Raw genomic sequence first — 22,463 nt, forward strand, 5'->3', positions numbered from 1 at the left:
CTCCGTATCAATCTTTTGCAATCTGTTTCTCTTTCAAGAAATCGCGGAGATACGTCCGTTTCGGTTCGTGCATCGAGGCAGCCATCTGTTTGACCCACCCTTCTGTCCGTTGACCACCAGTCCGTTCTCCGTAATACGATGACGTCGACTCTTCATATTGAGTCAGTAGTTCACGCATCGTATCGTCATCAGTATACGTATTCCGGTGGAAGACCGCATCCATCGGAAGGCGGGGTTTTTTACCGGGTTGTTGATCCGGAAGACCAACGGCAACTCCAAACAATGGTACGACATGGTCCGGAAGATGTAGCAATTCGCTGACGCGACGGGCATCATTTCGCAGGGAACCGATATAGACCGTTCCGTATCCGAGTGACTCAGCAGCTACGACTAAGTTCTGGGCTGCTAGTCCGGCATCGACAGCACCGACAACAAGTGCCTCTGTTGTCTCGATCGTCCGACTTACGTCGCCTCCTGCTAGTTCTGCCGCCAACGTATGTTTATGATAATCCATACAAAAGACGAAGAAATAACTGTTTTCTGCCACGTATTGTTGACCACTTGCGACATCGACCAACTGGCGCTTCAATTCCTCGTCTTCGACACCAATGATCGCATACGCTTGCTGGTAAGAAGATGTTGAGGCAGCCTGTGCGGCTTGGATCAGTGTTTCAATTGTCTTTTCATCTAATTGATGTTGCTTAAATTTCCGGATTGACCGGTGGTTGATTAAATGTTGAATCGTTTCATTCATGTGTAATCGTCCCCTTCTGTAAATAGCTTTCTTATTTAAGATAGTCGTCCCTCACTAAAAAGCGCAAATGAAGAGGTTCGGTTTATGAAAAAAGCGGGAAATGAATAGTGTTGTACTGTGCTTTTTTGACGAAGGAGGGCGATCATGAGAATACGGAAACTGCGGCTCTTACTGGAACAGTATGGCGATACGACCCTTCGCGATATCATCGTCGAAATCTATCGTCAACTCCCGAGACAAGTCATCGAAGAGAAAGAGTTTGACGCCATGTTGACACAATTCATGAAGTACAAAGATTTACAGAAAGAACAGGAACAACCGACCGTCGAACAGACGATTGCTCAAACGGAACGGTTCGTTCAATTAGCATACGACTTGCAGTACCTTGAGCCAAATCCAATCGTCCCGCTTCGCGAACAAAAAAACTGGTACCTCACCGCGAAACGTCTGCTCAAGCATTTACGCCACTATGCTCATCGTAAAAATGGAACCCGAATTGCTTTTGAAGAATTTTTCTTTCTTCTTTCGTCAGCTGCCGGGGAAGAACCTTTATTTTTAAGTAATGATCCCTTTCGATTATTAAAAGTCTCGCAAGTCGATTTTTTTCAAGAATTGGTCGGCTACTACAAAACGGATAGTCATGGCATTGAGTGGATGGATCGTGCCCTTTACACGGCTTTAAAAGTTCCGATGGACGTTGATACCGAGCGAAGTGATCTCCTGCTTGCTGTACTTGCACACTGCGAGACAGCAGAACACCAAGAAGCGTATATCAACTGCCTGAACACGCATGCGAAAAAACTACAATCACATGTTCGGATCGATGCAGATGCTTTGTCCACCTATCAAGAAATTCGCTTCGCGGAACTGCATGCCCTGATCTCACTACGAGCGTTAGAACGAGCAGAAACGATGCTTTTCACAGAGTATATTCCATACTTTTCACATCGTTCGACTCCTTTTCGCTATTATCTCGATTTACTCGAGCGTGCTGGACTCGAACAAGAGCATGAACGAATGGCACGTGTCGGTCGAAAAAAGCGAATTCATTTCTAGGAACATTCTCTTCCTAGTCATATGTGACGGACAAAAAAAGTAAGTGACGATGTACTCGCCACTTACTTTTTGTTGATTTCTAATAGTCTAGGGCAGATTCATCTCAATCAGAAGCATTGACGATTCCAAGCCCAACCGTCGCCAGTAAAGCGATACAAGCAAATAAAAACGCCATATCGTTCGGTGAATCGAATCCTTCATAGATCGGTTCTTTTCGATCAACGATGATATGATCTTTTGTTCCATAATTGCCATATGTCGTTGATGTACTTGTAACTGATTCATCGTAATCTTTAGCTTCTCCTACTATTGTGTTTGCGCTGATAAAAAAAAATAATAAGCCAATCACAACCCAAATATACTTCATATTCAACTAACCTCATTTTCTTAAATAATCCATCTACTTTTCATTTTAAAAATAATATATATTTACCTTTAATTTACTGTAAAATAATAGTTATAAAGACCATTTCATTTATCTAGAGGAGGAATATGATTTGTTCATTGTACCTTATAGTCAATTATCGTGTAGGCAAAAGCGATACGTTCATCAACTTCTACAACATAACCAGTGGCCACAAAATACTTTTCTTTTTCAACCACTCGAAGATCACCAATTTGTTTATCTTAAAAACGATCACGTCTATGCTACGCTTAGTTATCATATTACAAATGACATGGTTTGTCTGATGAATGGTGCCTACTCGAATATCTCCGCATTTTATCATCTTGCAAAATATTTACATGAGTATCTTATTTATCAGGGTGCTAAACAAATTAAAGTACAAATCGTTCCGCCTCAAGATGGCGCATTATCATCCATTTGGAAAGCACTTGGCTACATTCTCTCTTCTGAACAATTTCGATTAATCGGAATTTCAAATGATCGCGTTGCTACGCTGCGTTTTCAACCTATACATGCCCGTAATCAAGAACAGTATCTTACACTTCGTAACACTTCCATTAAAGGATGTGAGTATCTTTTCCCTTACCATTCTGAACATCTAGAACAATGGGTACATTCGAATACGATACCTTATTTGGTTTATGATCAACAATTAGTAATTGGTACACTTCTCTTTCAAAAACACGGTCGTTCGATTCGTCTTCTTGAAATTACTTGCTTGCCTGAATTGAGATATCAAGGATACGGTCGGCGGATTCTTGATACCTTTCAAGCTAAACTATTTAAAATAAATATCAAAACATTCGAAACACTGTTCTTTTCTACAAACTTAGACGTGTTGAGGCTCTATCAAAGAAGTACATTTTGTGATATTCAACTTTTTTCTCACTGGCATACATTTCAAGTTACAACTAATTCGTTAACGACATAATCGCTTAATCACTTCATCATATTCAGATAAGACGTATTCAGCATCGATTCGGTTGAAATCTACTCCACCTTGATCACGAAGCAATAACCCCATTTCATATAATTGCTCGATATAAGTATGTCCCTGTTTTAAGGCAAGTCCAGGGTGATAGTTATGAAAGGCGAGCAATGCATCCTCATTCACTTCAGAAGCAATAGATTCCTGCATTATACGATTTAATAAAGAGGGAAATAGCGTTGTTTGCCGGCCAATTAACGCATAGAACGGAAAGTAGTGTTTAGCGTAGATAAATGTCGGAAGATAAGCATCCATCTCAATTATCTTAAATAACAACGGTGAAGCAGGGCGTTGTAATCGTTCTGAAAGCCCAACGGTCGCCTTGCATTCGCACAGCTGATCAAGCACTCGAATCGTCAACTCTTCTTCGATATCGAGTAATAAGACGAGGTCAAGTAGATTTAATTCATGCGTCTCCATGAATTGATCACTGCGTTGAAGTTGTATCGTATAGGTGAAATCTAACTCTTCAGCAACAAGTGCCCATAACTCTTCGTGGCGCGCTGCATATAGACCTACCGGAAAGTGAAGAGGTTGCCGGACGATGGAGCGATGCCCTTCGAGTGTATAGACTTGATTGACGTCAAGACCGTATGCTAGTAGCATCTCGAGTAATTGGTGACGATTTTGACAAGTAACGAGCGTTTGGAAAAGACGATCAACTTCGACGAGTGGTTGTTTCATCTCAAGCGCTAATTGTAAATGAGCAGGCGAATCTAGCTCTAATGATCGTTTAATAAACTGTAAAGCTTGTTGTTCCACAACATTCAATTGGGCAACATGTATTCGAAATGCTTCGACATCAAGTTCCCTGAAGGCTTGTAGTGCCGGTACAATTGATTGGTTTTTCGTAAAGGGTTTCCACATGATTCCCTCGACCTCCTCATTTCAGTATCTCTTCGTAGTGTACGCAATATCCTACCGTCTTGAAAGCAAAAAATGGAGAATCTTCCGTCGTTTCAGGAAGATCCTCCATTTTTTATTTTTTACCGACTTTTAGAGAAGCGTTTCGAAAGACGGCATCTTGTTTCCCTGTCTTTTCAACACTTGTTCCGACAGACCCATGATATTCGATTTCATCTTTTGGTTGAATGAATTCATATGTGATGGCTGGCTCGCCGCGAAGGCGAACGTGAATGATTTGTCGATGTTGCAAAGAAAAGGATGCGCGCACTTCAAGAAAGGAGGAAGCCGATAAATCATGTTGCCGCTCTAGAATCTTCATTATTTCTTGTTCGGAATCACGGTAGTTTCCTTGCAGTTGGGCATACGAAATGCCGACCCCTAAAGACAAGATACCGATTAAACTAAGAGCGCAAATGACCAGCACTTTCTTCATGACTGATCCACCTCCGAGAAAAGTTCATTCTACTTATTCATCGGTTCATTCAACGACGACGTGAAGTCTTTTTTTTAATCCTTTACGTGAAACTGCATATCCACATGAGGAATATCATCTTCTAAATAAGGTTCGGATACAGTTCGGAAACCAAACGATCCGTAAAACCCTTCTAAGTGTGCTTGTGCTTGTAAGTAGATCGCAGATTCTGCTTGTAAATGAATCATTGCTCGTTGCATCATTTGTCTTGCCAATCCAACAGACCGATGAGAACGATGAACGGCTACCCGTCCAATCGCCGTTCCTTTTTTCGAATGCTCATACATCCGAAGGCATCCTACAATTCGATCACTCTCGTCGCGTACAATCAGATGCGTTGCCTGTTGATCTTGATCATCTAATTCCGGATAAGCGCAGTTCTGCTCGACGACAAAGATATCCGTTCGTAGTTTCAAGAGTGCATACAATGTATCTGGTGTCATGTGATGAAAAGACTCGAACGTAAATTCGTACATAAAAACTCTCCTCTTTTAGTGACGATAAAGTCGCGATAATTGTCCTGCATAGATAGTGACAGGTATATCTCTAAAAATCGTATCTTTTTCCCAATTCAACCCATTCGCTCGTGCGACATTTTGGGAAGCATGATTATCAGGATGAATGATGGAGATGATCCGATCATGCCCTCGATTGAATGCCTCCAGCATTAAGTGCTTTGCCGCTTCACGACCATAACCGACTTTCCAATGCTTTGGTTCGAGCCAATAACCGACTTCTAATTCTTCAATTCCATCGACTTCTTGGATGAGTAAACCTGCGAAACCAATCGGCTCGTTCGTTTCCTTTTTAAATAACAGCAAAAATCCAGTTTGTCGTTCGTCCGAATAGCGCTCTAATTGCCGCTCAAACCATTCTCTTGCTTCTTCTTCGCTTAAGGCAACACCACCGTTGATATAGCGCATGACGCGCTCATTTTGGACAAGCGACTTATAAAAATCGAAATCTGCTTCTTCGAATGGTCGCATCCATAAACGTTCACTTTCCATCAAAATCGCCTCCTTTTATACTTCTCTTTTCCCGAGTTCTTTTCGCTTCATTCCTCTTCATGACAATGCTCTACGTATGACATTTTTCATTACTAATCGATGACATTCACTCTCTACTGCTTGCAATTCCCGGCATAAGTCGGTATTTTGGGAACAGTATGTTGAACAATGACTACACGATTAATGTTAAAATATATTTTGAGCGCATGAGCGCTGGATAGGAATTCACGAAAAGGACTGAGACCATAATGACTGAACAAGTAATGACGGGACTATATGAAGGAATTTCAAAAGAGTCCGTACTAATTAATGAGCCTTTGAAAAATCATACGTATACAAAAATGGGTGGAATCGCAGATTTATTTATTATTCCGACCTCTTATGAAGAAACGGCTTTTGTCGTCCGATATGCTTACGAACAAGATATTCCATTGACGTTGCTTGGAAATGGATCGAATCTTGTCGTCCGTGATGGCGGTATTCGTGGTATTGTCCTCTCTTTCGAGAAGTTAACTGACATCTCGGTCGAAGGACATGAACTCGTCGCTCAAAGTGGCGCAGCAATCATCGAAGCTTCTCGTGTGGCTTACGCACACCAACTCAGCGGGCTCGAATTCGCCTGCGGGATTCCAGGAACGATTGGTGGCGCCTTGATTATGAATGCAGGCGCATATGGCGGTGAAGTCAAAGACTGCTTGCATAGTGCGACTGTTTTGACACGACAAGGCGAACTGCTAAATATTTCGCATGATGAACTCGAACTGGGTTACCGGACGAGTTGCTTCTCAAAGAAAGAATACATCGTCCTCGAAGGTCGATTTGCTTTAACAGAAGGTGACCCAGCACTAATCAAGGAAGTCATGGATGATTTAACGCATAAGCGGGAAACAAAACAACCACTCGAGTACCCTTCTTGTGGTAGTGTCTTCAAACGTCCCGAAGGCTATTTTGCAGGTAAATTGATTCAAGATAGTAACTTACAGGGAACGCGTATCGGTGGTGCTGAAGTCTCAAAGAAACACGCTGGTTTCATCGTCAACGTCGAGAATGCATCAGCATCCGACTATATCGCGCTCATTCGTCATGTACAAGAAACCGTTCAAGAAAAATTCGGTATTTTACTTGAGACAGAAGTAAAAATCATCGGTGAAGAAGCGTAATCAATAATCTTATACAAAAGGTGAGTTCCGTATTCGGACTCACCTTTTGTTCGTTTAGATTGACCAGCTTCCGTCACGCATGACGGATTCACGCGTGCCGTCTGCAAGTTCTCCTTCGATCGATAGCTCTGCTGATCCAATCATGAAGTCAACATGAGTCATCGAATCGTTTGCTCCTTGTGCTTCTAGTTCTTCCGCTGAAAGGCTTGGACCATTTTCGAGACACGTCGAGTACGCCCGACCAATTGCCAAGTGGCATGACGCATTTTCATCAAACAGTGTATTGTAGAATAAAATACCCGAGTCTGAAATTGGCGAACGGTGTGGTACGAGCGCAACCTCTCCTAAGTAACGGGCGCCTTCATCAAGTGAAATCAAATCATCAAGTGCTTCTTGTCCTTGTTTTGCTTCTGCTTTGACGATTTTTCCATCTTCGAACCAAAGCGTAAACTCGTCAATCAAGTTCCCGCTGTAACTGAGTGGTTTGGTACTAGAGACGTAACCATTGACGCCTGTCTTTTTCGGTAACGTGAACACTTCTTCTGTCGGTAAATTCGCGATGAAATCCACACCATCTGCATTCGGACCACCGCCACCTAACCAGACATGTCGTTCTGGTAATTCGATCGATAGTTCTGTCCCTGGAGCTGTGTAGTGTAATGTTTTGTATTTCTTCTCTGTCAGGAATTTTGCTTTTGAACGTAGATTATGATCATGATCTGCCCATGCAGCAACTGGATCTGCTTGATCGGCACGTGTTGCCTTTAAAATAGCTGCCCACAGTTCATCGACCGGCTTCTCTGAGTCAGGGAACACTTTTTTCGCCCAGCTTTCAGATGGTGCCGCTACGACGCACCAGCTTACATTGTCACTCATGACGAACTTCCGCCAATTAGCAAGAGCAACACCTGCCGCTTTATTCGCACGTGTGATTCGACTCGAATCAACGCCATTCAATAAATCTGGATCTTCACTAACGACTGATAAGAATGCTGTCTTTTCTTCTGCCAGTTGATCATAACGTGCCTTTAACCAATCCGGGAACGTATCAAACGACTCTTCTGGTGCATTGAAATAACGAATTTTCGTCATCTCATCATCAGACCATTGTACATATACTTGCGTAGCACCTACTTCGTAGGCGACACGCGTGATTTCACGGACAAGTGGCAAATTCTCGATTCCGGCTCGTACCTCGAGTTGTTGTCCTGGTTGTAAATTAATTCCTGTACGTACTGCTAAAGACGCGTACTGTTGTAATTCTGCTTGTGTCGGCATTATGTAATCCCCTTTCTTGTATCTTTATTTTCACGAAATAGTTGCAATTTTGCAAGAAATAAGGCGAAACTAGAAGGAGAATAGAAGGAGGCATCACCATGGAATTCACACCCGGAGATTTTAAATCGGCTTATACGTATTTTCATCGACAGGCACTCGACCTCGTCGGTGATAAAAAAGCACAACAAGAACTGTTAGTTCGAGCAGAAATCGGACTTGCCCACTTGACGCAAGATATTGCGTCTACAGAAAGCTCGGATATCGAACGCGAGGTAGAGCTCGTTCTCTATTTCCAATTAAAACAATTGCTTGAAATGCTTCGTGCTCTGTACCAGAAAAAATTCGAAATGCATACGGAGCAGGAACAATTGTTGTTGACGGCTGTTCTGTACTTCACGTCTCCTGTTGACGCCTTACCGGACGATAACGTCCTCGGGCTCTTCGATGACGCACAAATCGTCGAAACGATTTATGAAGAACTGGCTGCAGATGTCGATCGCTTTCAACATATGGAATAAACGAAAAAAGCAGCTGTCGCGACAGCTGCTTTTTGATTATGCATTTTGCTTCGAAGCAATATGAACAGGTGTCGTTGATTGACGTGATTCATCTACCTCTAGTTTTTCTTTGTTCAGCCACGTATAGATCATTCCCATGAAGACAGCTCCACCGATAATGTTACCAGCTAAAGCTGGCAACAGGTTATGCATCGCTCCGGCAAACGTAATCGTATCCGGATGTGGCACGATTAAAGCAATTGAGAACAATGCCATATTGGCGATGACGTGATCAAATCCGGATGCAAAGAATACTGCGACCAGTACCATCATCATCATAATCTGCGCTAATTCATTCTTCATGTTCTTTGGAATGAAAATCGCTAAACAAACCATCCAGTTACAGAAAATAGCTCGTGTAAATATTTCCCACGTCGAATGGTGAATTTTTGTTTCCGATACAGCAAACAACCAATTGTTCATCCCAAGTTCTTGTATGATTCCTGTTTGAGAAAAGAGTAGCGCGAACGCTAGCCCTCCGAGTCCATTTCCGATTAGACAAATTAACCAAACCTTCATCGTATCCATCTTCGTCGTATAGCCTCGCATCGTTGCCGTTGTGAAATACATCGTATTCCCTGTAAACAGTTCTGCCCCACCATAAACGATTAAGACCAGTGCCACTCCGAATGTTAGTCCACCGACAAGTGTCGCAACAGGTGACTCCGCCATATATAGACCGTTAATTGCCTTTAAGGTAAAAATGATTGCAAACCCAATGAAAATACCTGCTAGCATAGCACGAACTAAGTACTCGAGAGGACGCACTTGTAACATACGCGTCGACTTGACTGCTTTATTCCGTAATCCTTCTAATGCTTCTACCTCGTTCATCGTAGAAACCTCTCTTTCTTTTGTTCAACATTTCACAATGTCTGTTCATTTATTATCATACTTCCATCTTAAAAGATGTTCAAGCGTTGAATAGACCTGTTTTATTGTTTTCATAAAAGAACGAGATGTAAACGATATCATTGTGTCGAGATTGTGAAAAATGCCTTTTCTTGTTTTATACAACTAATTATTTCGAATCGAAAGTCCTGATACGAACTGTTCGAAAAAGGTTTGTCGTCTTGATACATCCAGGACATACCTATCGATAACGACACGGTTGAATCGACTCGAAGATGAAGTGGCCCGTTCGATATCAGTTGGCGTATAAGCATCAAATGCTTTCCGGTCTATTTTAAAATCAGCACGTGAATAGGGATCGGTGTAGTGAATTTCAAGATTAGTCAAGTCAGGAATCGTTGAGAATAATACGAGTGTATGATGCATGAGGACTTTTGATAAACGAGCGTTTAAAAAATCCTGATTCACTTGTAATGTACCAGTGTCCGTCCCAATCCACGCACGCCGCTCTTTTCCAGTGACGTCATAGGCAAGCCGTAACGATTCTCCTTCAACATCTACCTGTTCTAATTCCGATGAAAACGGGAGTTGTTCGGCTAACTGACGAATCGCTACCGTATTCATCATCGAAGCACCGACTTGTCTTGCTACGATATCACCATCATGCCAAATAGACGTTCGATTTTCTTCATCTGGTTGTTGAAAAATACGAATGCCTATCAGTATCCCTAAACAGATACATCCAATAATCAAGAACGTTTTTTTCATTTTCATCACCTTCCTAAAAAAACTTACCCTTTTTCATCTTTTTTCATAAGAAGGGTTGAAATTTTATGCATATGGGCGTACTCTTGCAGGCAGATACTCACAGAAGGAGGAGCATGAGGTCACTCATCATATTGCCATGACTACTACGACACACCCACAGAAAAAGAGAGTTGAAAAAATCAGTTTTTTAATCATTGGTACATTACTTTATTCCCTTTACATCAGTTTACTACTATCTCCAAATGATATCGGATCCGGTGGTATCATGGGGATTACGCTCGTTGTGCAAGAGCTCTTCCATACCCCAATCGGCTTAACACAGTTGCTCTTAAACATCCCACTCTTCATTTTAGGTTTCCGTTTTCTACGTAAGCGATTCATGTTCTTATCTGGCGTTATCGTCATTGCTTCTTCTTTTTTAATCGACTGGATTCCAACTCAAATCGTTCCAGAATCTTTAAATGATCCGCTTGTCGCTTCCATCTTTGCCGGTCTAGTCTCCGGTCTTGCAATGGCATTGATTTTCTTCGGTGGCGCGTCTACCGGCGGGCTCGATATTCTTGGAAAGTTTTTCTTCGCTCGTTTTCATAACTGGCCACTTCCTCGTATATTTCTAATGCAAGATCTTGTCATCTACATTCTTGTCTGGTGGGTCTTCGATTTGAAACACGTTATGTACGCTCTCATCATGAGCTTTGTTCGCGCTAAAGCCCTTCAAACGGTCTATAGTTTTTATTCTGCTTCTAAGCAATGTATCATTATTTGTGAGAAAGCAGATGAAATCAACGAAGTCATTACAAAAGAGCTTGGTCGTGGTGTTACGATTTTGGATGCACGGGGTGGATACTCCAACCGAACGAAAAAAATGGTCTACGTTGTCGTTCAAAATAACGAAATCGTACGCTTGCAAGAGATCGTCGCTTCTGTTGAGCCAAATGCATTCGTTACGTTCTCAGAAATCCATACGGTTTTCGGAAATTACAAGGAACATTCCTATTCGTTTTAACATTAAGCGCAGCTAAGCTGCGCTTTTTCTTCTACAAAACAGCTTCTCGGATTGTACTAGCTTTCCTGCTTTTTTTATTCAAAATGCTGACTTTCTACTTTCCTATCCCTATTCAAAAAATAGACAGGCTTCACTTTTCTTGTAATAGTAGTTAAGCTAATGACATGTCTTTTTATTTAAAGGAATGATTGCATGCACTCACTATGGCGTCAGCGTATTCTGCTGATTCTTTTGATCAGTTTATTTGCTTCTATACCAATCATTTATGCCTTGTCCGGTTATCGGACAATTGCAGCGATGACAGCGCAGATGAAGGATCATGATATACCGTTAATTAATCAAGTCGACCAGCTAGTTGAACATAATCGAGATCGAGCAAATGCAGTCCGTGGTCTCTTATTGTATGAGGATAATCGTTACATCGAACAATATTATTTTTCGACTTCGAAAATTCATGATTTACGTAACGCTCTGAATCAATCATCAACTACTCCCGGGGCAATCAAGGATTTACTTCGGCGAAACAATGTATGGGAGTCTGAAATTGAACGGGTTTTCGTCGTATATGAACGTCAAAGTCCTGCAGCAGCAAAACGTCTTGCAAGACAATCGACTCAAACAACTCAGACAATTCTTGAAGACTTATCCCGTGTAAAAGATGATTTGTATCAAACCCTTCAAGCAAAATTACAACAATCGGATACGTTAATTGCTACATATAAATGGATGTGCCTCGGCTTGTCCATTCTGTCCTTTTTAATGATTAGTGCAACGATCTTTTTCTTCCATCGCTTTGCTCCTGCCATATCAAAGCAATCAGCACAAGAATAAACGAAAAGCGCAGCTATTGCTGCGCTTTTCGTTTATTCTAAAAATCATTCAAGTACTGCTTTTCCCTCTTGTACATGTTCCATCGCCATATGGACAAGCGATGATACATGATGATCATCCAAGGAATAATAGACGACTTTTCCTTCTTTACGAAACTTTACAAGTCCCTGTTTCAATAGGGATCGCAGATGATGCGACGCTGTCGCGATCGAACAATCAACAGAAGCAGAGACGTCACAAACGCACAATTCTTCTTCAATCGTCAAAGCATAAACGATTCGTAATCGTGTCGCATCTGATAAAATTTTAAACAATTTTCCAATTTCAAGCGTCGGAATTGTATCAACGACATGTCCGATTTCGGTGGCGCGCTGTTCGTCAATCGCGATCGTTTCACAACGGGGAATGTCCATGTCCGTCACCTCGTTTCTATATATATTGCACCACGAGAAACAGGACATTGCAAGTTCAGCGCATTCGTCTGCGAATGAGCCAAAACACGAGCCACCCCCCGACAAAATCTCCGATATCCCAGACAATTCGATTTTGGTCGACAGCACGCACCCCGATATCGATGACTTTTGTACTTTCTAATCGATTCGTATAACGCTGGCGCAATGAAGCTGGGATCGGCAACCGAAGAAGTATCCGATAATAAATATCTAAATGAGTATGCCCCCAGATTTCTGTCGCAATCGAACTCGTTTTAATATACAAAGGTCGCTTGTAACGTCGCTCATACTTTTCCTTCAATAAAAGAGCCATTTCATAGGATATACGATTAGGACGCGGAAATAAAACTTTTCCTAGATGATAAATCCCCTGATTATCGACCCGAATGATTTGTGGTTCTAACCGATACCGGATCCAATAGCCCCGAAAACGGATCGTCTGCCATTTCAATACAATCACCTCTGAACGAATTATACCCTGTTCTGAAGAGATTGATGCCATTCTCGCACAGCATCTGTCATTTGCTTTGCAGCGAGCTGCCGATCTTCTTTAGCAAAAATATCAGAAATGACCGCGTATCCTTCTAGTAGAATCGGTAGAGACGAGACATTTGTTGCTGTAATGCCACCAATACCAATCAAAGGTAAGTGAACCGCTTCTCGAATCGCCTGAAGTGTCGTATACGGCATCGCATCAGCGTCTGCTTTCGATGACGTCGCAAATAAAGACCCCACCCCTAAATAAGATGCCCCATTTTGTTCTGCTTCCATTGCTTGCTCAACAGTTGCAACCGATACACCGATTACAGCGTTCGGTAAGAGACGACGTGCTGCGGTTAGAGGAATGTCCTCTTGTCCGATATGCAAACCGGCTCCGACGAGTAACGCGATATCGATTCGATCATTGATGATCAATGGAATGTCGTGACGATCCGTGAGTGCTTTTAACTGAACTGCCTGTTCAAAGAACTCCTTTCCTTGCGCTGTTTTTTCCCGTAGTTGCACGATGGTTACCCCACCTAAAATCGCTTCTTCAACGACCGTTTCGATAGCAACTCCTGGATGATATCTACGATCCGTCACGGCGTAAATCGAATAATCAATTACCACGTTCCGTCACCTCCGTCAGATCTTGTTCCGTCATCAGGCTGATGGCATTGAACAACTCTCGTTTAAAATCGCCTAGACCTTGTGCCGATGCTGCCCGCTCTCCTGCTTTTCCCATGACGAACGTTCCATGAACTGCCGCCTCATACGCCGTATAGCCTGCACCAAGGAAGCTAGCAATTATCGATGCCGTCATACAACCTGTTCCTGTGATGTCTCCAAGACGAGGAGTACCCACGTTCAATTCCATTTCGCGTGTGCCATCCGTGATGTAATCGATTGGACCGGTGACGACGACGACGGATTGCTGTTTGCGTGCGAATATACGGATACTTTCTCGATCCATGCTTCCGTCTCCCACAGCATCGACTCCCTTCGTTCGTCCATTCTCTCCAAGTAGAGTCTTGATTTCAGAGACATTTCCTTTAATGATCGTACATCCGAAATCGATTAATTCTTTTGAGAAATCGGTTCTTAATGTCGTAGCTCCTGCTCCGACTGGATCGAGGATGATTGGAACGTTCAATCGTCCTGCTTCACGTACTGCCAGTCGTTGTGCTTCCTGCATTTCTGCATCAAGTGTACCAATGTTCAAGACAAGAGCTTGTGCGAGTCGAACCATCTCTTCTACTTCTCGAATGTCTTCCGCCATGACGGGGGATGCCCCAACAGCTAATGTGACGTTTGCGCAATCGTTAATCGTCACCGTATTCGTCAGATGGTGAATGAGTGGTTTCTGTTCAAGAATGGTCGTAAACATGTGCATCCCTCCAAAGTGAATGAAAATGGTGTGTCGGTCCAATACCTTGTCCGAGGGCAAATCCATGACGGATTGCTTCCGTGACATAGCTTTTTGCCTGTCGTACACTACCTGGTAAATCTTCTCCCAGCGCCATCCGTGCTGCAATCGCTGCAGATAAGGTACAACCCGTTCCGTGGGTATGTTGGTTGTCTAACCGTTCGGATGTGAAGCGATGTTCTTTCGTTCCGTCAAACAATAAATCCGTCGCCTCTCCGGGTAAGTGTCCACCCTTTAATAAGACTGCGCCCGTCTGCGTAGCCAATTGATGCATCGCAGACCGCATGTCCTCTAGATTGGTTACTGACTTTCCCGTTAAACGCTCAGCTTCTGGTAAATTTGGTGTAATGAGTGTCGCAAGTGGTAGTAACTCCATAATCAGTGCTTGTTCTGCCTCTGTCCGTAACAAGGCATGTCCACCTTTTGCGACCATGACTGGGTCTAATATGATCGGAACTGTCTGTTTACGAAGATGTGTAGCGATGACACGAATCGTCTGCGCATTCGAGACCATCCCGATTTTGATCGCATCGACACGAATATCTGAAAAAATCGATGTTAACTGGGCATCAACGATTTCCGGAGATAGCTCTTCCACCGCTTGAACACCTAATGTATTTTGCGCCGTGACAGCAGTCAGAACACTCATTCCATAAACGCCTAAAGCCGAAAATGTTTTTAAATCTGCTTGAATTCCAGCTCCACCACCGGAGTCGGATCCTGCAATCGTCAATACATGTTTCATGTTTCTCTCACCTTCCCATCGAGCAATGTAAGGGAGTCGTTACCGACAAAAAAAGCGCCGACCGCTGTAAAAAAGCAGTCGACGCTATACAAAAGCGTTATACACGCATTCCGATATCCGTTCGGCTCAACTTTCCTACGCTGGTATTATCCAGTTCAGGTAATAGGGTCGAAAACAGATTGGTTTTCCTCTCAGCCAGATTCCTCCAGCTCCCCTAGTTGCTCAAGTATTCGTTTCGCCTTAACTGTAGCATAGGGAACAAAAAAAAACGAGCCGAAGCCCGTTTTTGATTACAGATATGCTAATGGATTCACTGCATTCAGAGGAGAAGAGGCACTGTATTGATACCCTCCGACATGTAGTTCGAAATGCAAGTGTGGTCCTGTTGAATTTCCCGTACTACCAAGTGTTCCGACTTGCTGACCTTGAGAAACGGTTTGTCCTGCATGAACAGACAATGAACTCATATGGGCATAGACAGTCGTGTACACTTTCCCGTCAAGGAAGTGCGAAATCATGACGTGATTCCCGTAAGGTCCACCACCTGATGCGGTAATGACCGTTCCGGCTGCTGATGCGACGATTGGAGATCCGACGGGACCTTTAAAATCGACACCATTATGGAATGTATAACCGTTTGCTCCACTAGCTGGTCCAAAACCTTGTGAGACGCCACCAGAAGATGGTCGAACAAATTTCCCACCACCTGAAACGATTGGTGTTGCATCTGAACTTGTTGATTCTGTATTCTTATTTGCTTGTTTTGCTGCTTGAGCATTCGCTTTAGCGGCTTTTTCAGCTGCTGCTTTCTCTGCTGCTGCTTTTTCAGCCGCTGCTTTAGCAGCAGCTTTCGCTGCCGCAACCGCACGTTCTTGAGCTTCAAGAGTCGCTTGCAGTTCTTTTGCATCTAGAAGTTCTGTCGTGAACTTCGTCTTACCTTTTCGTAATTTTTTCAGTGTAGCACTACGCTCTTTCATTTGAACTTTTAACGCTTTCTTTTGTTCAAGCAATACTTTCTTTTCTTGCATTTGCTCCGCTTTTTTCTCGACGAGTGCTTGTTTTGCTTCTGCTAATTTTTGTTGTGTCGCGATGTAATCCGAAATCATTTTATCATCTTGCTCAGCGATTTTTTTCCCAGCCATGACACGGCTAAATAAATCACCCAAATCCTTTGATCCAAAAATGACTTCTTCCCATTTAATCGAGTTCCCATCGTTTTCTTGGAACACACGTAAGCGATCACCAAGAAGTTCTTCCTGCTTCTGTAGCATCTCTTCGTAACGAACGATATCTGCTTTTAACTCGTCAATTCGAACGTTCAACTGTTTAATTTGTTTATTTTTTTCGGAAACTTGGAAAATCTTTTCGTTAATCGCTGCATCAATTTGATTGATTTGACGTTGTTCTTTTGAAATTTTCGACTCTTGTTTTTTAATCGCTTTTTCTAATTTACGTTGTTCTGCAGCATTTTCAGCCTTTTTTTCTTTAATCGTTGCTGCCGCGATCGGTTGTGTTCCTGTTATAAGTAATGCCCCTAAAACAATGGTAGAAATTAGTTTTTTTAGCATATATCGTATTCCTCACTTATGTTTTTTCATATTTTATTATAGTATTCAAGTTTCTTTCATCTCTGAAATAGATTATAGCACCCTAATCATTTCAAAAAAATTTCATTTACATTTCAAATGCAAACGTTTTTTTGTAATATAAACATTTATTTTTTGAAAAGCACAAAAAAAGAACCGTTGCTAAGCAACGATTCTTCACTAATTAAAACATAGTCATCGGGTTTACTGAGTTAGCTGGACCCGTTGCACTATAGCTGTATCCACCAACGTGAATTTCGAAGTGTAAGTGTGGACCAGTTGAATTCCCAGTGCTTCCGCGTAAACCAATTTGTTGACCTTGGCTGACACGTTGACCTGCATGAGCATTTAATGCACTCATGTGCGCATACAATGTCGTATATGTCTTACCGTTCAATTGGTGAGCAATCATGATGTGGTTTCCGTAAGGTCCACCACCTGATGCTGTAATGACTGTTCCCGTTGCAGCTGCCACGATCGGAGTCCCAACTGGACCACCGAAGTCGATCCCGTTATGGAACGTATAACCGTTTTCTCCTCCAGCTGAACCATATCCTTGTGTGACAGCCCCAACTGTTGGGTGAATGAATAGACCACCTGATGCTGGTGCTGGTTTAGGTGTTGCAGGAGCTGACGGTGCTGGAGCAGGTGCAGCTGGTGCTGGTGTAGATGCTTTTGGTGTCGACTGTTTCGTCGAACCAGAAGATTTTGCTGATTGTGCTGCTTTTTCTTGCGCTGCTTGCTGAGCCGCTGCTTCTTTAGCAGCTTGTTGTTCTGCTTCTTTTTGAGCTGCCGCTTGCGCTGCTTCAGCTTTTGCTCGTGCTTTCGCTTCACGTGCTGCTTGTGCTTGACGCTCTTTTTCGATACGTGCTTCACGTTCACGTGCTGCTTTTTCAGCTGCAATCGCTTTTTCTTGAGCGATTAGAATTTGCTGGACTTCTTTTGCATCCATTAATTGTGTTTCGAATTTCTCTTTTTTCTTACGTAGTTCTTTTAAACGTTTGTTCCGCTCTTTTAATTGAGATTCAAGATCCGCTTGCTGACGTTTTAATTCCTGCTTTTCAACGACTAACTGCGCTTTCTTCTCTTTCACTTTTTGTTGCGCATCTGCTAATTGCTTTTGCGTATTTTGGTAATCCGTGATCATTTTATCATCTTGTTTTGAAATGGATTTCCCTGCCATGACACGGCTTACGAGGTCCCCAACGTTTTTAGCACCGAAGATAACTTCTTCCCATTTAATCGAGTTTCCGTCATTCTCTTGCATGACACGAAGACGATCACCTAGAAGTTTTTCTTGGCGTTTTAGTTTCGCTTTATATTTCTCAATTTCTTTTCCAAGTTCAACGATTTCTCGTTCTGTTGCTTTGATTTGACGATCTTTTGTTTCGACGGCAAAGATTTTTTCGTTCAAAGCTTCGTCTAGTCGATTGACTTCTTGTTGTGTTTTAGAGATTTTTTGACCTTCCTGATTAACGGAAGACTCTAAGTTTTTTTGCTTTTTAACATTGTCTTGTTGCTGTTGTTCGTTTTTGGCTTTCTGTTCACTTAAATCATCAGCTGCTGCAAAATGAGGTGCGGATGAAAGAACCAGTGCGGAAACGATAAGCGACGCGAACGTTTTTTTCATGTAGTATTCCCTCTTTTTCTATAATGATATGTTTTATGATTTATCGTAAAAATTTGCGTTAAATTTAAATTCTGTAATAGTTTTTCTTTTTTATAAGAACGTTTTTGATTATAGCATTCATTCCTCTTCCATAATATTTCAGTGATATTTCATTTTAAATAAATCTTTCCCCGACTATGTAATAGAAACATTTGGAAGATATCTCATCGTTGCAACTTTGATTCATTTTTGGGAAACTGAAGCGAATAGAAGGAGGATATCATATGAAATTAGATCATACTGGAATTGCTGTCCGTGACATGCAAGAAGCGATTTCATTCTATACAAAAGTGTTAGGTGGCACATTAACTCATGAATATTCGAATCCCGCTCCTGGTGTTGCTTCTAATATTGCAGTCATTGAGTTTGATGATGCGCATATCGAGTTATTAACACCAACCAGTCAAGATAGTCCGATTGCTCGGTTTTTGAAACAACGCGGAAAAGGTGTCCATCACATTGCTTACCGTGTAGAGGATTTGGATCAAGCTATTCTAGAAGCTAAACAACAAGGTCTAACATTTTTAGAGGATACGTATCGAACAACACCGTTCGGACGACGACTGATTTATATGAATCCTCGTCATTCACACGGTGTCATTACCGAACTTTGTGATTATCCTGAGAATGCATAAAAAATCAGCACTGCGACGTCGCAGTGCTGATTTTTTATGTCCTGATATTAGCCGAGTTTTGCTACGATTTCCCGATTAAATGCCGGAATATCATCTGGTTGACGGCTTGAGACGAAGTTGTCGTCGACAACAACTTCTTCATCCGTAAAGTCTACACCCGCATTTTCTAAATCGATCCGAATCGATTTATAACCTGTCATTTTTCTTCCTTTGACGATTTTTGCGTTAATCATCAACTGTGGTCCATGACAAATTGAGAAGATCGGTTTTTTCGACATATCGAATTCTTCGACGAATGAGACGAAACGATCATCTTCCCGTAGTAAATCCGGTGAGAATCCACCCGGAATCAAGAGCGCATCGTAATCTGCCGCTGAAGTCTCATCAATCGAGAGATCAACGGTGACTTTTGCCTCTTCCTGCTTCCCAACGAGTTCTGCACCTTTTTTGGAGCCAATAACAGTAATCTCGTGTCCTGCTTCTTTTAATGCATTAACCGGTCCTGTGAATTCTACATCTTCAAAATGATCGGCGAGTACAACGGCTACTTTTTTAGACATGTGATTCATCCCCCAAGTTGTTTAATTTAAATCGGATCTTCTCCGCGATCTCGTGGAGAAACCGTATCATCTGGCATTTCATCTTTTCCTTTTAGGATTTCCTTTTGTTGCTCCTCTGTCAGTTTCCGCTCTTTATCAGACAGACGATCCCGTTCATCTTCGAATTCTTCATTTGGACGATCGGTTTCTTTTGGTGCCATCGAAAACCCTCCTCAAGACCCATCACTTATAATGAATCGACGACTTTAACAGAAAGATCGACATCGATATTGCCACGTGTCGCTTTTGAATACGGGCAGAAGTTGTGTGTTTTCTCTAGTAACTCTTCTGCTTCTTCTTGCGATACACCCACGACTTCGACGACGAGTTTCGCTGCAATTTTCACACCGTTATCCGCTTCATCCTGTAAGAGGCTGACTTCTGAATTCGTCCGCGTCTCAACTCGTTTTTTTGCTTGGCGCGCCATCAAGTTGTAGGCACCATCAAAACAAGCGGCATATCCTGCTGCGAATAACTGTTCCGGGTTTGATGTCGGAATGTCTTCTTTGCCTTTTGTTCCTGGCATGACTAAATCGAGATTAATGACGTTATCGTCTGAAGCAACTTTCCCGTCGCGACCACCGACTGCAGATGCACGTGAAGTAAGAATGACGTTTGACATAATAAAAAACCCCTTTTCCTGTTGAATTGAAAAATGCTTTTTTTGCCACATAATCAGTAATACCCGTCACTGACGGAGATAAACACATAGAGTGTCAACTGCTTCAACTGCTCGATTTTGTTGATGGACAAAAAAAGACGATGAACTTCAAGTCCATCGTCTTTTGAATGCTATTTCTTATCCGATATCTTCTGTTTCAATTGCTTCTTGATCAGGCAACTGAAGATAAATTGATTTGACCTGGTGATTATCGACTTCCATCACTTTAATCGTGTACGCCTGATAGCGGAATTCTTGACCGCTCGACACTTCTGTATCCTGTGCCATGACCCAGCCACCAATTGTATCAATGTCTTCCTCTTCAATTCCAAGGTTAAAGCGCTCATTTAAGTCGTCAATCAAGACACGTCCTGAAATCCGATACAACCTCTCATGAATCTGCTCGATATCTGCTTTCTCATCTTTATCGAATTCATCTCGGATTTCTCCAACGATTTCTTCCAATATGTCTTCCATCGTAATCACACCAGCTGTACCACCGTACTCATCAATGACGAGCGCCATTGGCGTCCGCTCCACCTGCATTTTCAACATCGCGTCTTGAAGCGGTGAATACTCAGATACAATCGGCAAGTTGTGGATGTAATAACTTAATGCTTTCCCCTTGTTTGCCATATGATCCGTAAATAACTGCTTTGCATTGATGAAGCCAAGGATTTTATCCTTATCTCCCTCTTCCGCTACTGGATAACGTGTGAACTGATACTCTTCAACAAGGCGAATGATATCCTCCATCGATGCATCGTTCGAAATCGTGATTAAGTCCGTTCGCGGTAACATGATATCTTTTGCGATCCGCTCATCGAACGAGAAGATGTTCTGCATGTAGGAAAGTTCAGTCTGGTTGATTTCTCCACTCTTATAACTCTGTGTCATGATGATTTTAATCTCTTCTTCAGAATGGACTTCTTCGTGTCCCGCTGGCTCGACGCCAAACAAACGAAGAATCACGCGTGCTGAACCATTCAATGTCCAGATGAACGGTTTCATGATTTTACCGAACCAATAAAGTGGTGGCGCGAGTAACATCGTGATCGCTTCCGTTTTTTGAATGGCGAGAGATTTCGGAGCAAGTTCTCCAAGTACGACATGAAGAAACGTTACAATCGAGAATGCAAGAACAAACGAAATGATCGTCGAAACGGAATTCGGGATGTCAATCTCTTCGAACAACATACCGAGAATTGCGCCTACCGTCGATTCTCCTAACCACCCGAGACCAAGCGCTGTCACGGTAATACCAAGTTGACAGGCTGATAAATAATAATCCAAATTCTCAAGTAGCCGCTTCGCCACTTTCGCAGTCTTGCTTCCTTCTGTAATCAACTGATCGATTCGAGACATTCGCATTTTGACGACCGAAAATTCGGCGGCAACAAAAAAAGCCGTCAAGACGATAAGTAGTGCAATGACGAGTAGTCGAATAATGATCGTTGTCGTGTCGAATGTCTCCATTGAGTGTGTACTGTCCAATCGTTTCCCCGAAGAAAGGGGATTCACCTCCATTTAATATAAAGCCAGATGCCGAGGCATCTGGTGGTTTACAGCAAAAAGAAGCTTCAATCTTTCAAAGCTTCCCTACTTTTTCATATTCATACTATAACGGAACTTTCATAAAATGTGTACTTGAAGACATCATTTCAATCCATCATACAACATAGAGAATGAAGATCACGATCATGAGTAACATCGCGATTCCTTTTAATAATGCACTTGATAAAATTCCTAGGACAGTCCCAATTCCGACTGAAACTGAAGTTTGCCATGTCTTTTTACTAATGATTTTCTCCGTTAAGATGGCAAACACGAAGGGGAAAATCAATAATCCGATACCCGGCAATATAAATGGTCCTGCAATCAATCCAACTGTCGTCGCAATCTTAGCTGCTTGTGAGCCTCCCCGCCGATCAACGGTGTAGGCACTGACGAGGTAGTCGAGTGTAAATAAGAGGATGATAAAAATCGCTTGAATCACCCAAAAACTAATCGATAACTCAGAGAAGCCGAATCCAAATCCATAAATCAAAAAGCCCACTACTAAAATTGGTGCACTTGGGATGATCGGATATACGAGACCTACAAAAGCGACTAGAAAACAAACGACGATCAGACTCCATAACAAGATTGTCACTTTCTATCCCTCCCTTC

At 42.4% G+C, this 22,463-nt stretch carries 28 protein-coding genes and 1 riboswitch; of the genes, 7 read left to right on the forward strand and 21 right to left on the reverse strand.

Features of this window, described 5'->3' with window-relative positions:
• Positions 1 to 7: 7 nt before the first annotated feature.
• A complete protein-coding gene (nfsA, locus tag ACV3PA_RS15745; protein WP_456125193.1) occupies positions 8 to 754 on the reverse strand; it encodes an oxygen-insensitive NADPH nitroreductase in 747 nt (248 codons plus the stop codon).
• A gap of 144 nt (positions 755 to 898) precedes the next feature.
• Between nfsA and ACV3PA_RS15750 the strand changes: the two genes are divergently transcribed.
• Positions 899 to 1,810: a hypothetical protein gene (locus tag ACV3PA_RS15750; protein WP_456125194.1), complete on the forward strand. Its 912-nt coding sequence runs from the start codon at positions 899 to 901 to the stop codon at positions 1,808 to 1,810.
• 103 nt (positions 1,811 to 1,913) lie between these two features.
• On the opposite strand, the gene ACV3PA_RS15755 is transcribed toward ACV3PA_RS15750, so the two are convergent.
• Positions 1,914 to 2,177 (reverse strand): hypothetical protein, encoded by a 264-nt coding sequence (locus ACV3PA_RS15755; protein WP_053452258.1) that lies wholly within the window; start codon positions 2,175 to 2,177, stop codon positions 1,914 to 1,916.
• A gap of 130 nt (positions 2,178 to 2,307) precedes the next feature.
• Here ACV3PA_RS15755 and ACV3PA_RS15760 point away from each other — a divergent pair, with 130 nt between their 5' ends.
• A complete protein-coding gene (locus tag ACV3PA_RS15760) occupies positions 2,308 to 3,147 on the forward strand; it encodes a GNAT family N-acetyltransferase (RefSeq protein WP_053452259.1) in 840 nt (279 codons plus the stop codon).
• Here the strand turns inward: ACV3PA_RS15760 and ACV3PA_RS15765 are convergent.
• The 4 genes from ACV3PA_RS15765 to ACV3PA_RS15780 all read right to left on the reverse strand — a co-directional run bounded on the left by ACV3PA_RS15765 (position 3,136) and on the right by ACV3PA_RS15780 (position 5,589).
• A complete protein-coding gene (locus tag ACV3PA_RS15765) occupies positions 3,136 to 4,071 on the reverse strand; it encodes a hypothetical protein (RefSeq protein WP_053452260.1) in 936 nt (311 codons plus the stop codon). The two genes, ACV3PA_RS15760 and ACV3PA_RS15765, sit on opposite strands and share 12 nt — an antisense overlap.
• A 112-nt stretch (positions 4,072 to 4,183) precedes the next feature.
• A complete protein-coding gene (locus tag ACV3PA_RS15770; RefSeq protein WP_053452261.1) occupies positions 4,184 to 4,543 on the reverse strand; it encodes a hypothetical protein in 360 nt (119 codons plus the stop codon).
• Positions 4,544 to 4,617: 74 nt separating this feature from the next.
• Positions 4,618 to 5,058 carry a GNAT family N-acetyltransferase gene (locus ACV3PA_RS15775; RefSeq protein WP_053452262.1) on the reverse strand — a complete coding sequence of 147 codons (441 nt, stop codon included), beginning with the start codon at positions 5,056 to 5,058 and terminating at the stop codon, positions 4,618 to 4,620.
• A 15-nt stretch (positions 5,059 to 5,073) separates the two neighbouring features.
• Positions 5,074 to 5,589: a GNAT family N-acetyltransferase gene (locus ACV3PA_RS15780; protein WP_053452263.1), complete on the reverse strand. Its 516-nt coding sequence runs from the start codon at positions 5,587 to 5,589 to the stop codon at positions 5,074 to 5,076.
• Positions 5,590 to 5,837: 248 nt separating this feature from the next.
• On the opposite strand from ACV3PA_RS15780, the gene murB reads away from it, so the two are divergent.
• Positions 5,838 to 6,749 (forward strand): UDP-N-acetylmuramate dehydrogenase, encoded by a 912-nt coding sequence (gene murB, locus ACV3PA_RS15785; protein ID WP_456125195.1) that lies wholly within the window; start codon positions 5,838 to 5,840, stop codon positions 6,747 to 6,749.
• Between the two features lie 54 nt (positions 6,750 to 6,803).
• Here the strand turns inward: murB and ACV3PA_RS15790 are convergent, their stop codons facing one another.
• Positions 6,804 to 8,027, reverse strand: coding sequence for an aminopeptidase (locus ACV3PA_RS15790; protein WP_053452265.1), 1,224 nt, complete (start codon positions 8,025 to 8,027; stop codon positions 6,804 to 6,806).
• Positions 8,028 to 8,125: 98 nt separating this feature from the next.
• Here ACV3PA_RS15790 and ACV3PA_RS15795 point away from each other — a divergent pair, with 98 nt between their 5' ends.
• The gene (locus ACV3PA_RS15795) at positions 8,126 to 8,545 is read left to right on the forward strand and encodes a YkvA family protein (RefSeq protein WP_456125196.1); all 420 of its coding nucleotides are present in this window, start codon (positions 8,126 to 8,128) and stop codon (positions 8,543 to 8,545) included.
• 36 nt (positions 8,546 to 8,581) lie between these two features.
• On the opposite strand, the gene ACV3PA_RS15800 is transcribed toward ACV3PA_RS15795, so the two are convergent.
• Together ACV3PA_RS15800 and ACV3PA_RS15805 are read right to left on the reverse strand one after the other, a co-directional pair.
• Complete coding sequence (locus tag ACV3PA_RS15800; protein WP_053452267.1) at positions 8,582 to 9,418, reverse strand: formate/nitrite transporter family protein; 837 nt, start codon at positions 9,416 to 9,418, stop codon at positions 8,582 to 8,584.
• Between the two features lie 183 nt (positions 9,419 to 9,601).
• Positions 9,602 to 10,204, reverse strand: a complete 603-nt coding sequence (locus ACV3PA_RS15805; RefSeq protein WP_053452268.1) for a hypothetical protein — start codon at positions 10,202 to 10,204, stop codon at positions 9,602 to 9,604.
• Positions 10,205 to 10,340: 136 nt separating this feature from the next.
• On the opposite strand from ACV3PA_RS15805, the gene ACV3PA_RS15810 reads away from it, so the two are divergent.
• Entirely contained in the window at positions 10,341 to 11,210 is an 870-nt protein-coding gene (locus ACV3PA_RS15810) for a YitT family protein (protein WP_456125197.1), read from the forward strand.
• A 192-nt stretch (positions 11,211 to 11,402) separates the two neighbouring features.
• Positions 11,403 to 12,041 (forward strand): CHASE3 domain-containing protein, encoded by a 639-nt coding sequence (locus tag ACV3PA_RS15815; RefSeq protein WP_053452270.1) that lies wholly within the window; start codon positions 11,403 to 11,405, stop codon positions 12,039 to 12,041.
• Positions 12,042 to 12,085: 44 nt separating this feature from the next.
• On the opposite strand, the gene ACV3PA_RS15820 is transcribed toward ACV3PA_RS15815, so the two are convergent.
• From ACV3PA_RS15820 to ACV3PA_RS15850, 7 genes are all read right to left on the reverse strand, one after another.
• Entirely contained in the window at positions 12,086 to 12,454 is a 369-nt protein-coding gene (locus ACV3PA_RS15820) for an ArsR/SmtB family transcription factor (protein WP_053452271.1), read from the reverse strand.
• A 55-nt stretch (positions 12,455 to 12,509) separates the two neighbouring features.
• On the reverse strand, positions 12,510 to 12,953 hold the full coding sequence (locus tag ACV3PA_RS15825; protein WP_456125198.1) for a hypothetical protein: 444 nt from the start codon (positions 12,951 to 12,953) through the stop codon (positions 12,510 to 12,512).
• A gap of 11 nt (positions 12,954 to 12,964) precedes the next feature.
• Complete coding sequence (thiE, locus tag ACV3PA_RS15830; RefSeq protein WP_053452273.1) at positions 12,965 to 13,603, reverse strand: thiamine phosphate synthase; 639 nt, start codon at positions 13,601 to 13,603, stop codon at positions 12,965 to 12,967.
• Positions 13,593 to 14,360 carry a hydroxyethylthiazole kinase gene (gene thiM / locus ACV3PA_RS15835; RefSeq protein ID WP_053452274.1) on the reverse strand — a complete coding sequence of 256 codons (768 nt, stop codon included), beginning with the start codon at positions 14,358 to 14,360 and terminating at the stop codon, positions 13,593 to 13,595. The genes thiE and thiM overlap by 11 nt, the downstream gene beginning before the upstream one ends.
• On the reverse strand, positions 14,341 to 15,144 hold the full coding sequence (gene thiD, locus ACV3PA_RS15840; protein ID WP_456125199.1) for a bifunctional hydroxymethylpyrimidine kinase/phosphomethylpyrimidine kinase: 804 nt from the start codon (positions 15,142 to 15,144) through the stop codon (positions 14,341 to 14,343). Before thiD ends, thiM begins: the two co-directional genes overlap by 20 nt.
• 115 nt (positions 15,145 to 15,259) lie before the next feature.
• Positions 15,260 to 15,370: riboswitch (TPP riboswitch) on the reverse strand.
• A gap of 64 nt (positions 15,371 to 15,434) precedes the next feature.
• Entirely contained in the window at positions 15,435 to 16,712 is a 1,278-nt protein-coding gene (locus ACV3PA_RS15845; RefSeq protein WP_456125200.1) for a murein hydrolase activator EnvC family protein, read from the reverse strand.
• 202 nt (positions 16,713 to 16,914) lie between these two features.
• A complete protein-coding gene (locus tag ACV3PA_RS15850; RefSeq protein WP_456125201.1) occupies positions 16,915 to 18,360 on the reverse strand; it encodes a murein hydrolase activator EnvC family protein in 1,446 nt (481 codons plus the stop codon).
• Between the two features lie 263 nt (positions 18,361 to 18,623).
• Here ACV3PA_RS15850 and mce point away from each other — a divergent pair, with 263 nt between their 5' ends.
• Entirely contained in the window at positions 18,624 to 19,034 is a 411-nt protein-coding gene (gene mce, locus ACV3PA_RS15855; RefSeq protein ID WP_456125202.1) for a methylmalonyl-CoA epimerase, read from the forward strand.
• A 47-nt stretch (positions 19,035 to 19,081) separates the two neighbouring features.
• Here mce and ACV3PA_RS15860 read toward each other — a convergent pair whose 3' ends face one another.
• From ACV3PA_RS15860 to ACV3PA_RS15880, 5 genes are all read right to left on the reverse strand, one after another.
• A complete protein-coding gene (locus ACV3PA_RS15860) occupies positions 19,082 to 19,594 on the reverse strand; it encodes a type 1 glutamine amidotransferase domain-containing protein (RefSeq protein ID WP_053452279.1) in 513 nt (170 codons plus the stop codon).
• A 26-nt stretch (positions 19,595 to 19,620) separates the two neighbouring features.
• Complete coding sequence (locus ACV3PA_RS15865; protein ID WP_023467179.1) at positions 19,621 to 19,794, reverse strand: hypothetical protein; 174 nt, start codon at positions 19,792 to 19,794, stop codon at positions 19,621 to 19,623.
• A gap of 26 nt (positions 19,795 to 19,820) precedes the next feature.
• A complete protein-coding gene (locus ACV3PA_RS15870; protein WP_035412467.1) occupies positions 19,821 to 20,255 on the reverse strand; it encodes an organic hydroperoxide resistance protein in 435 nt (144 codons plus the stop codon).
• Positions 20,256 to 20,432: 177 nt separating this feature from the next.
• Positions 20,433 to 21,770, reverse strand: coding sequence for a hemolysin family protein (locus ACV3PA_RS15875; RefSeq protein ID WP_053452280.1), 1,338 nt, complete (start codon positions 21,768 to 21,770; stop codon positions 20,433 to 20,435).
• Positions 21,771 to 21,963: 193 nt separating this feature from the next.
• Positions 21,964 to 22,446, reverse strand: coding sequence for a DUF456 domain-containing protein (locus ACV3PA_RS15880; RefSeq protein WP_456125203.1), 483 nt, complete (start codon positions 22,444 to 22,446; stop codon positions 21,964 to 21,966).
• Between the last annotated feature and the right edge of the window lie 17 nt (positions 22,447 to 22,463).

The organism is Exiguobacterium sp. EA-TM-5, assembly GCF_053878415.1.

What these genes read in the sequence shown, in the direction of transcription:
- thiM (WP_053452274.1), bottom strand. Translation starts at nt 14,360, where the DNA reads ATGTTTACGACCATTCTTGAACAGAAACCACTCATTCACCATCTGACG.
- ACV3PA_RS15850 (WP_456125201.1), bottom strand. Translation starts at nt 18,360, where the DNA reads ATGAAAAAAACGTTCGCGTCGCTTATCGTTTCCGCACTGGTTCTTTCA.
- murB (WP_456125195.1), top strand. Translation starts at nt 5,838, where the DNA reads ATGACTGAACAAGTAATGACGGGACTATATGAAGGAATTTCAAAAGAG.
- ACV3PA_RS15770 (WP_053452261.1), bottom strand. Translation starts at nt 4,543, where the DNA reads ATGAAGAAAGTGCTGGTCATTTGCGCTCTTAGTTTAATCGGTATCTTG.
- ACV3PA_RS15865 (WP_023467179.1), bottom strand. Translation starts at nt 19,794, where the DNA reads ATGGCACCAAAAGAAACCGATCGTCCAAATGAAGAATTCGAAGATGAA.
- ACV3PA_RS15780 (WP_053452263.1), bottom strand. Translation starts at nt 5,589, where the DNA reads ATGGAAAGTGAACGTTTATGGATGCGACCATTCGAAGAAGCAGATTTC.
- ACV3PA_RS15875 (WP_053452280.1), bottom strand. Translation starts at nt 21,770, where the DNA reads ATGGAGACATTCGACACGACAACGATCATTATTCGACTACTCGTCATT.
- ACV3PA_RS15815 (WP_053452270.1), top strand. Translation starts at nt 11,403, where the DNA reads ATGCACTCACTATGGCGTCAGCGTATTCTGCTGATTCTTTTGATCAGT.
- ACV3PA_RS15870 (WP_035412467.1), bottom strand. Translation starts at nt 20,255, where the DNA reads ATGTCAAACGTCATTCTTACTTCACGTGCATCTGCAGTCGGTGGTCGC.
- ACV3PA_RS15820 (WP_053452271.1), bottom strand. Translation starts at nt 12,454, where the DNA reads ATGGACATTCCCCGTTGTGAAACGATCGCGATTGACGAACAGCGCGCC.
- ACV3PA_RS15775 (WP_053452262.1), bottom strand. Translation starts at nt 5,058, where the DNA reads ATGTACGAATTTACGTTCGAGTCTTTTCATCACATGACACCAGATACA.
- ACV3PA_RS15765 (WP_053452260.1), bottom strand. Translation starts at nt 4,071, where the DNA reads ATGTGGAAACCCTTTACGAAAAACCAATCAATTGTACCGGCACTACAA.
- ACV3PA_RS15755 (WP_053452258.1), bottom strand. Translation starts at nt 2,177, where the DNA reads ATGAAGTATATTTGGGTTGTGATTGGCTTATTATTTTTTTTTATCAGC.
- ACV3PA_RS15750 (WP_456125194.1), top strand. Translation starts at nt 899, where the DNA reads ATGAGAATACGGAAACTGCGGCTCTTACTGGAACAGTATGGCGATACG.
- mce (WP_456125202.1), top strand. Translation starts at nt 18,624, where the DNA reads ATGAAATTAGATCATACTGGAATTGCTGTCCGTGACATGCAAGAAGCG.
- ACV3PA_RS15790 (WP_053452265.1), bottom strand. Translation starts at nt 8,027, where the DNA reads ATGCCGACACAAGCAGAATTACAACAGTACGCGTCTTTAGCAGTACGT.
- ACV3PA_RS15845 (WP_456125200.1), bottom strand. Translation starts at nt 16,712, where the DNA reads ATGCTAAAAAAACTAATTTCTACCATTGTTTTAGGGGCATTACTTATA.
- ACV3PA_RS15795 (WP_456125196.1), top strand. Translation starts at nt 8,126, where the DNA reads ATGGAATTCACACCCGGAGATTTTAAATCGGCTTATACGTATTTTCAT.
- ACV3PA_RS15800 (WP_053452267.1), bottom strand. Translation starts at nt 9,418, where the DNA reads ATGAACGAGGTAGAAGCATTAGAAGGATTACGGAATAAAGCAGTCAAG.
- thiD (WP_456125199.1), bottom strand. Translation starts at nt 15,144, where the DNA reads ATGAAACATGTATTGACGATTGCAGGATCCGACTCCGGTGGTGGAGCT.
- nfsA (WP_456125193.1), bottom strand. Translation starts at nt 754, where the DNA reads ATGAATGAAACGATTCAACATTTAATCAACCACCGGTCAATCCGGAAA.
- ACV3PA_RS15810 (WP_456125197.1), top strand. Translation starts at nt 10,341, where the DNA reads ATGACTACTACGACACACCCACAGAAAAAGAGAGTTGAAAAAATCAGT.
- ACV3PA_RS15860 (WP_053452279.1), bottom strand. Translation starts at nt 19,594, where the DNA reads ATGTCTAAAAAAGTAGCCGTTGTACTCGCCGATCATTTTGAAGATGTA.
- ACV3PA_RS15805 (WP_053452268.1), bottom strand. Translation starts at nt 10,204, where the DNA reads ATGAAAAAAACGTTCTTGATTATTGGATGTATCTGTTTAGGGATACTG.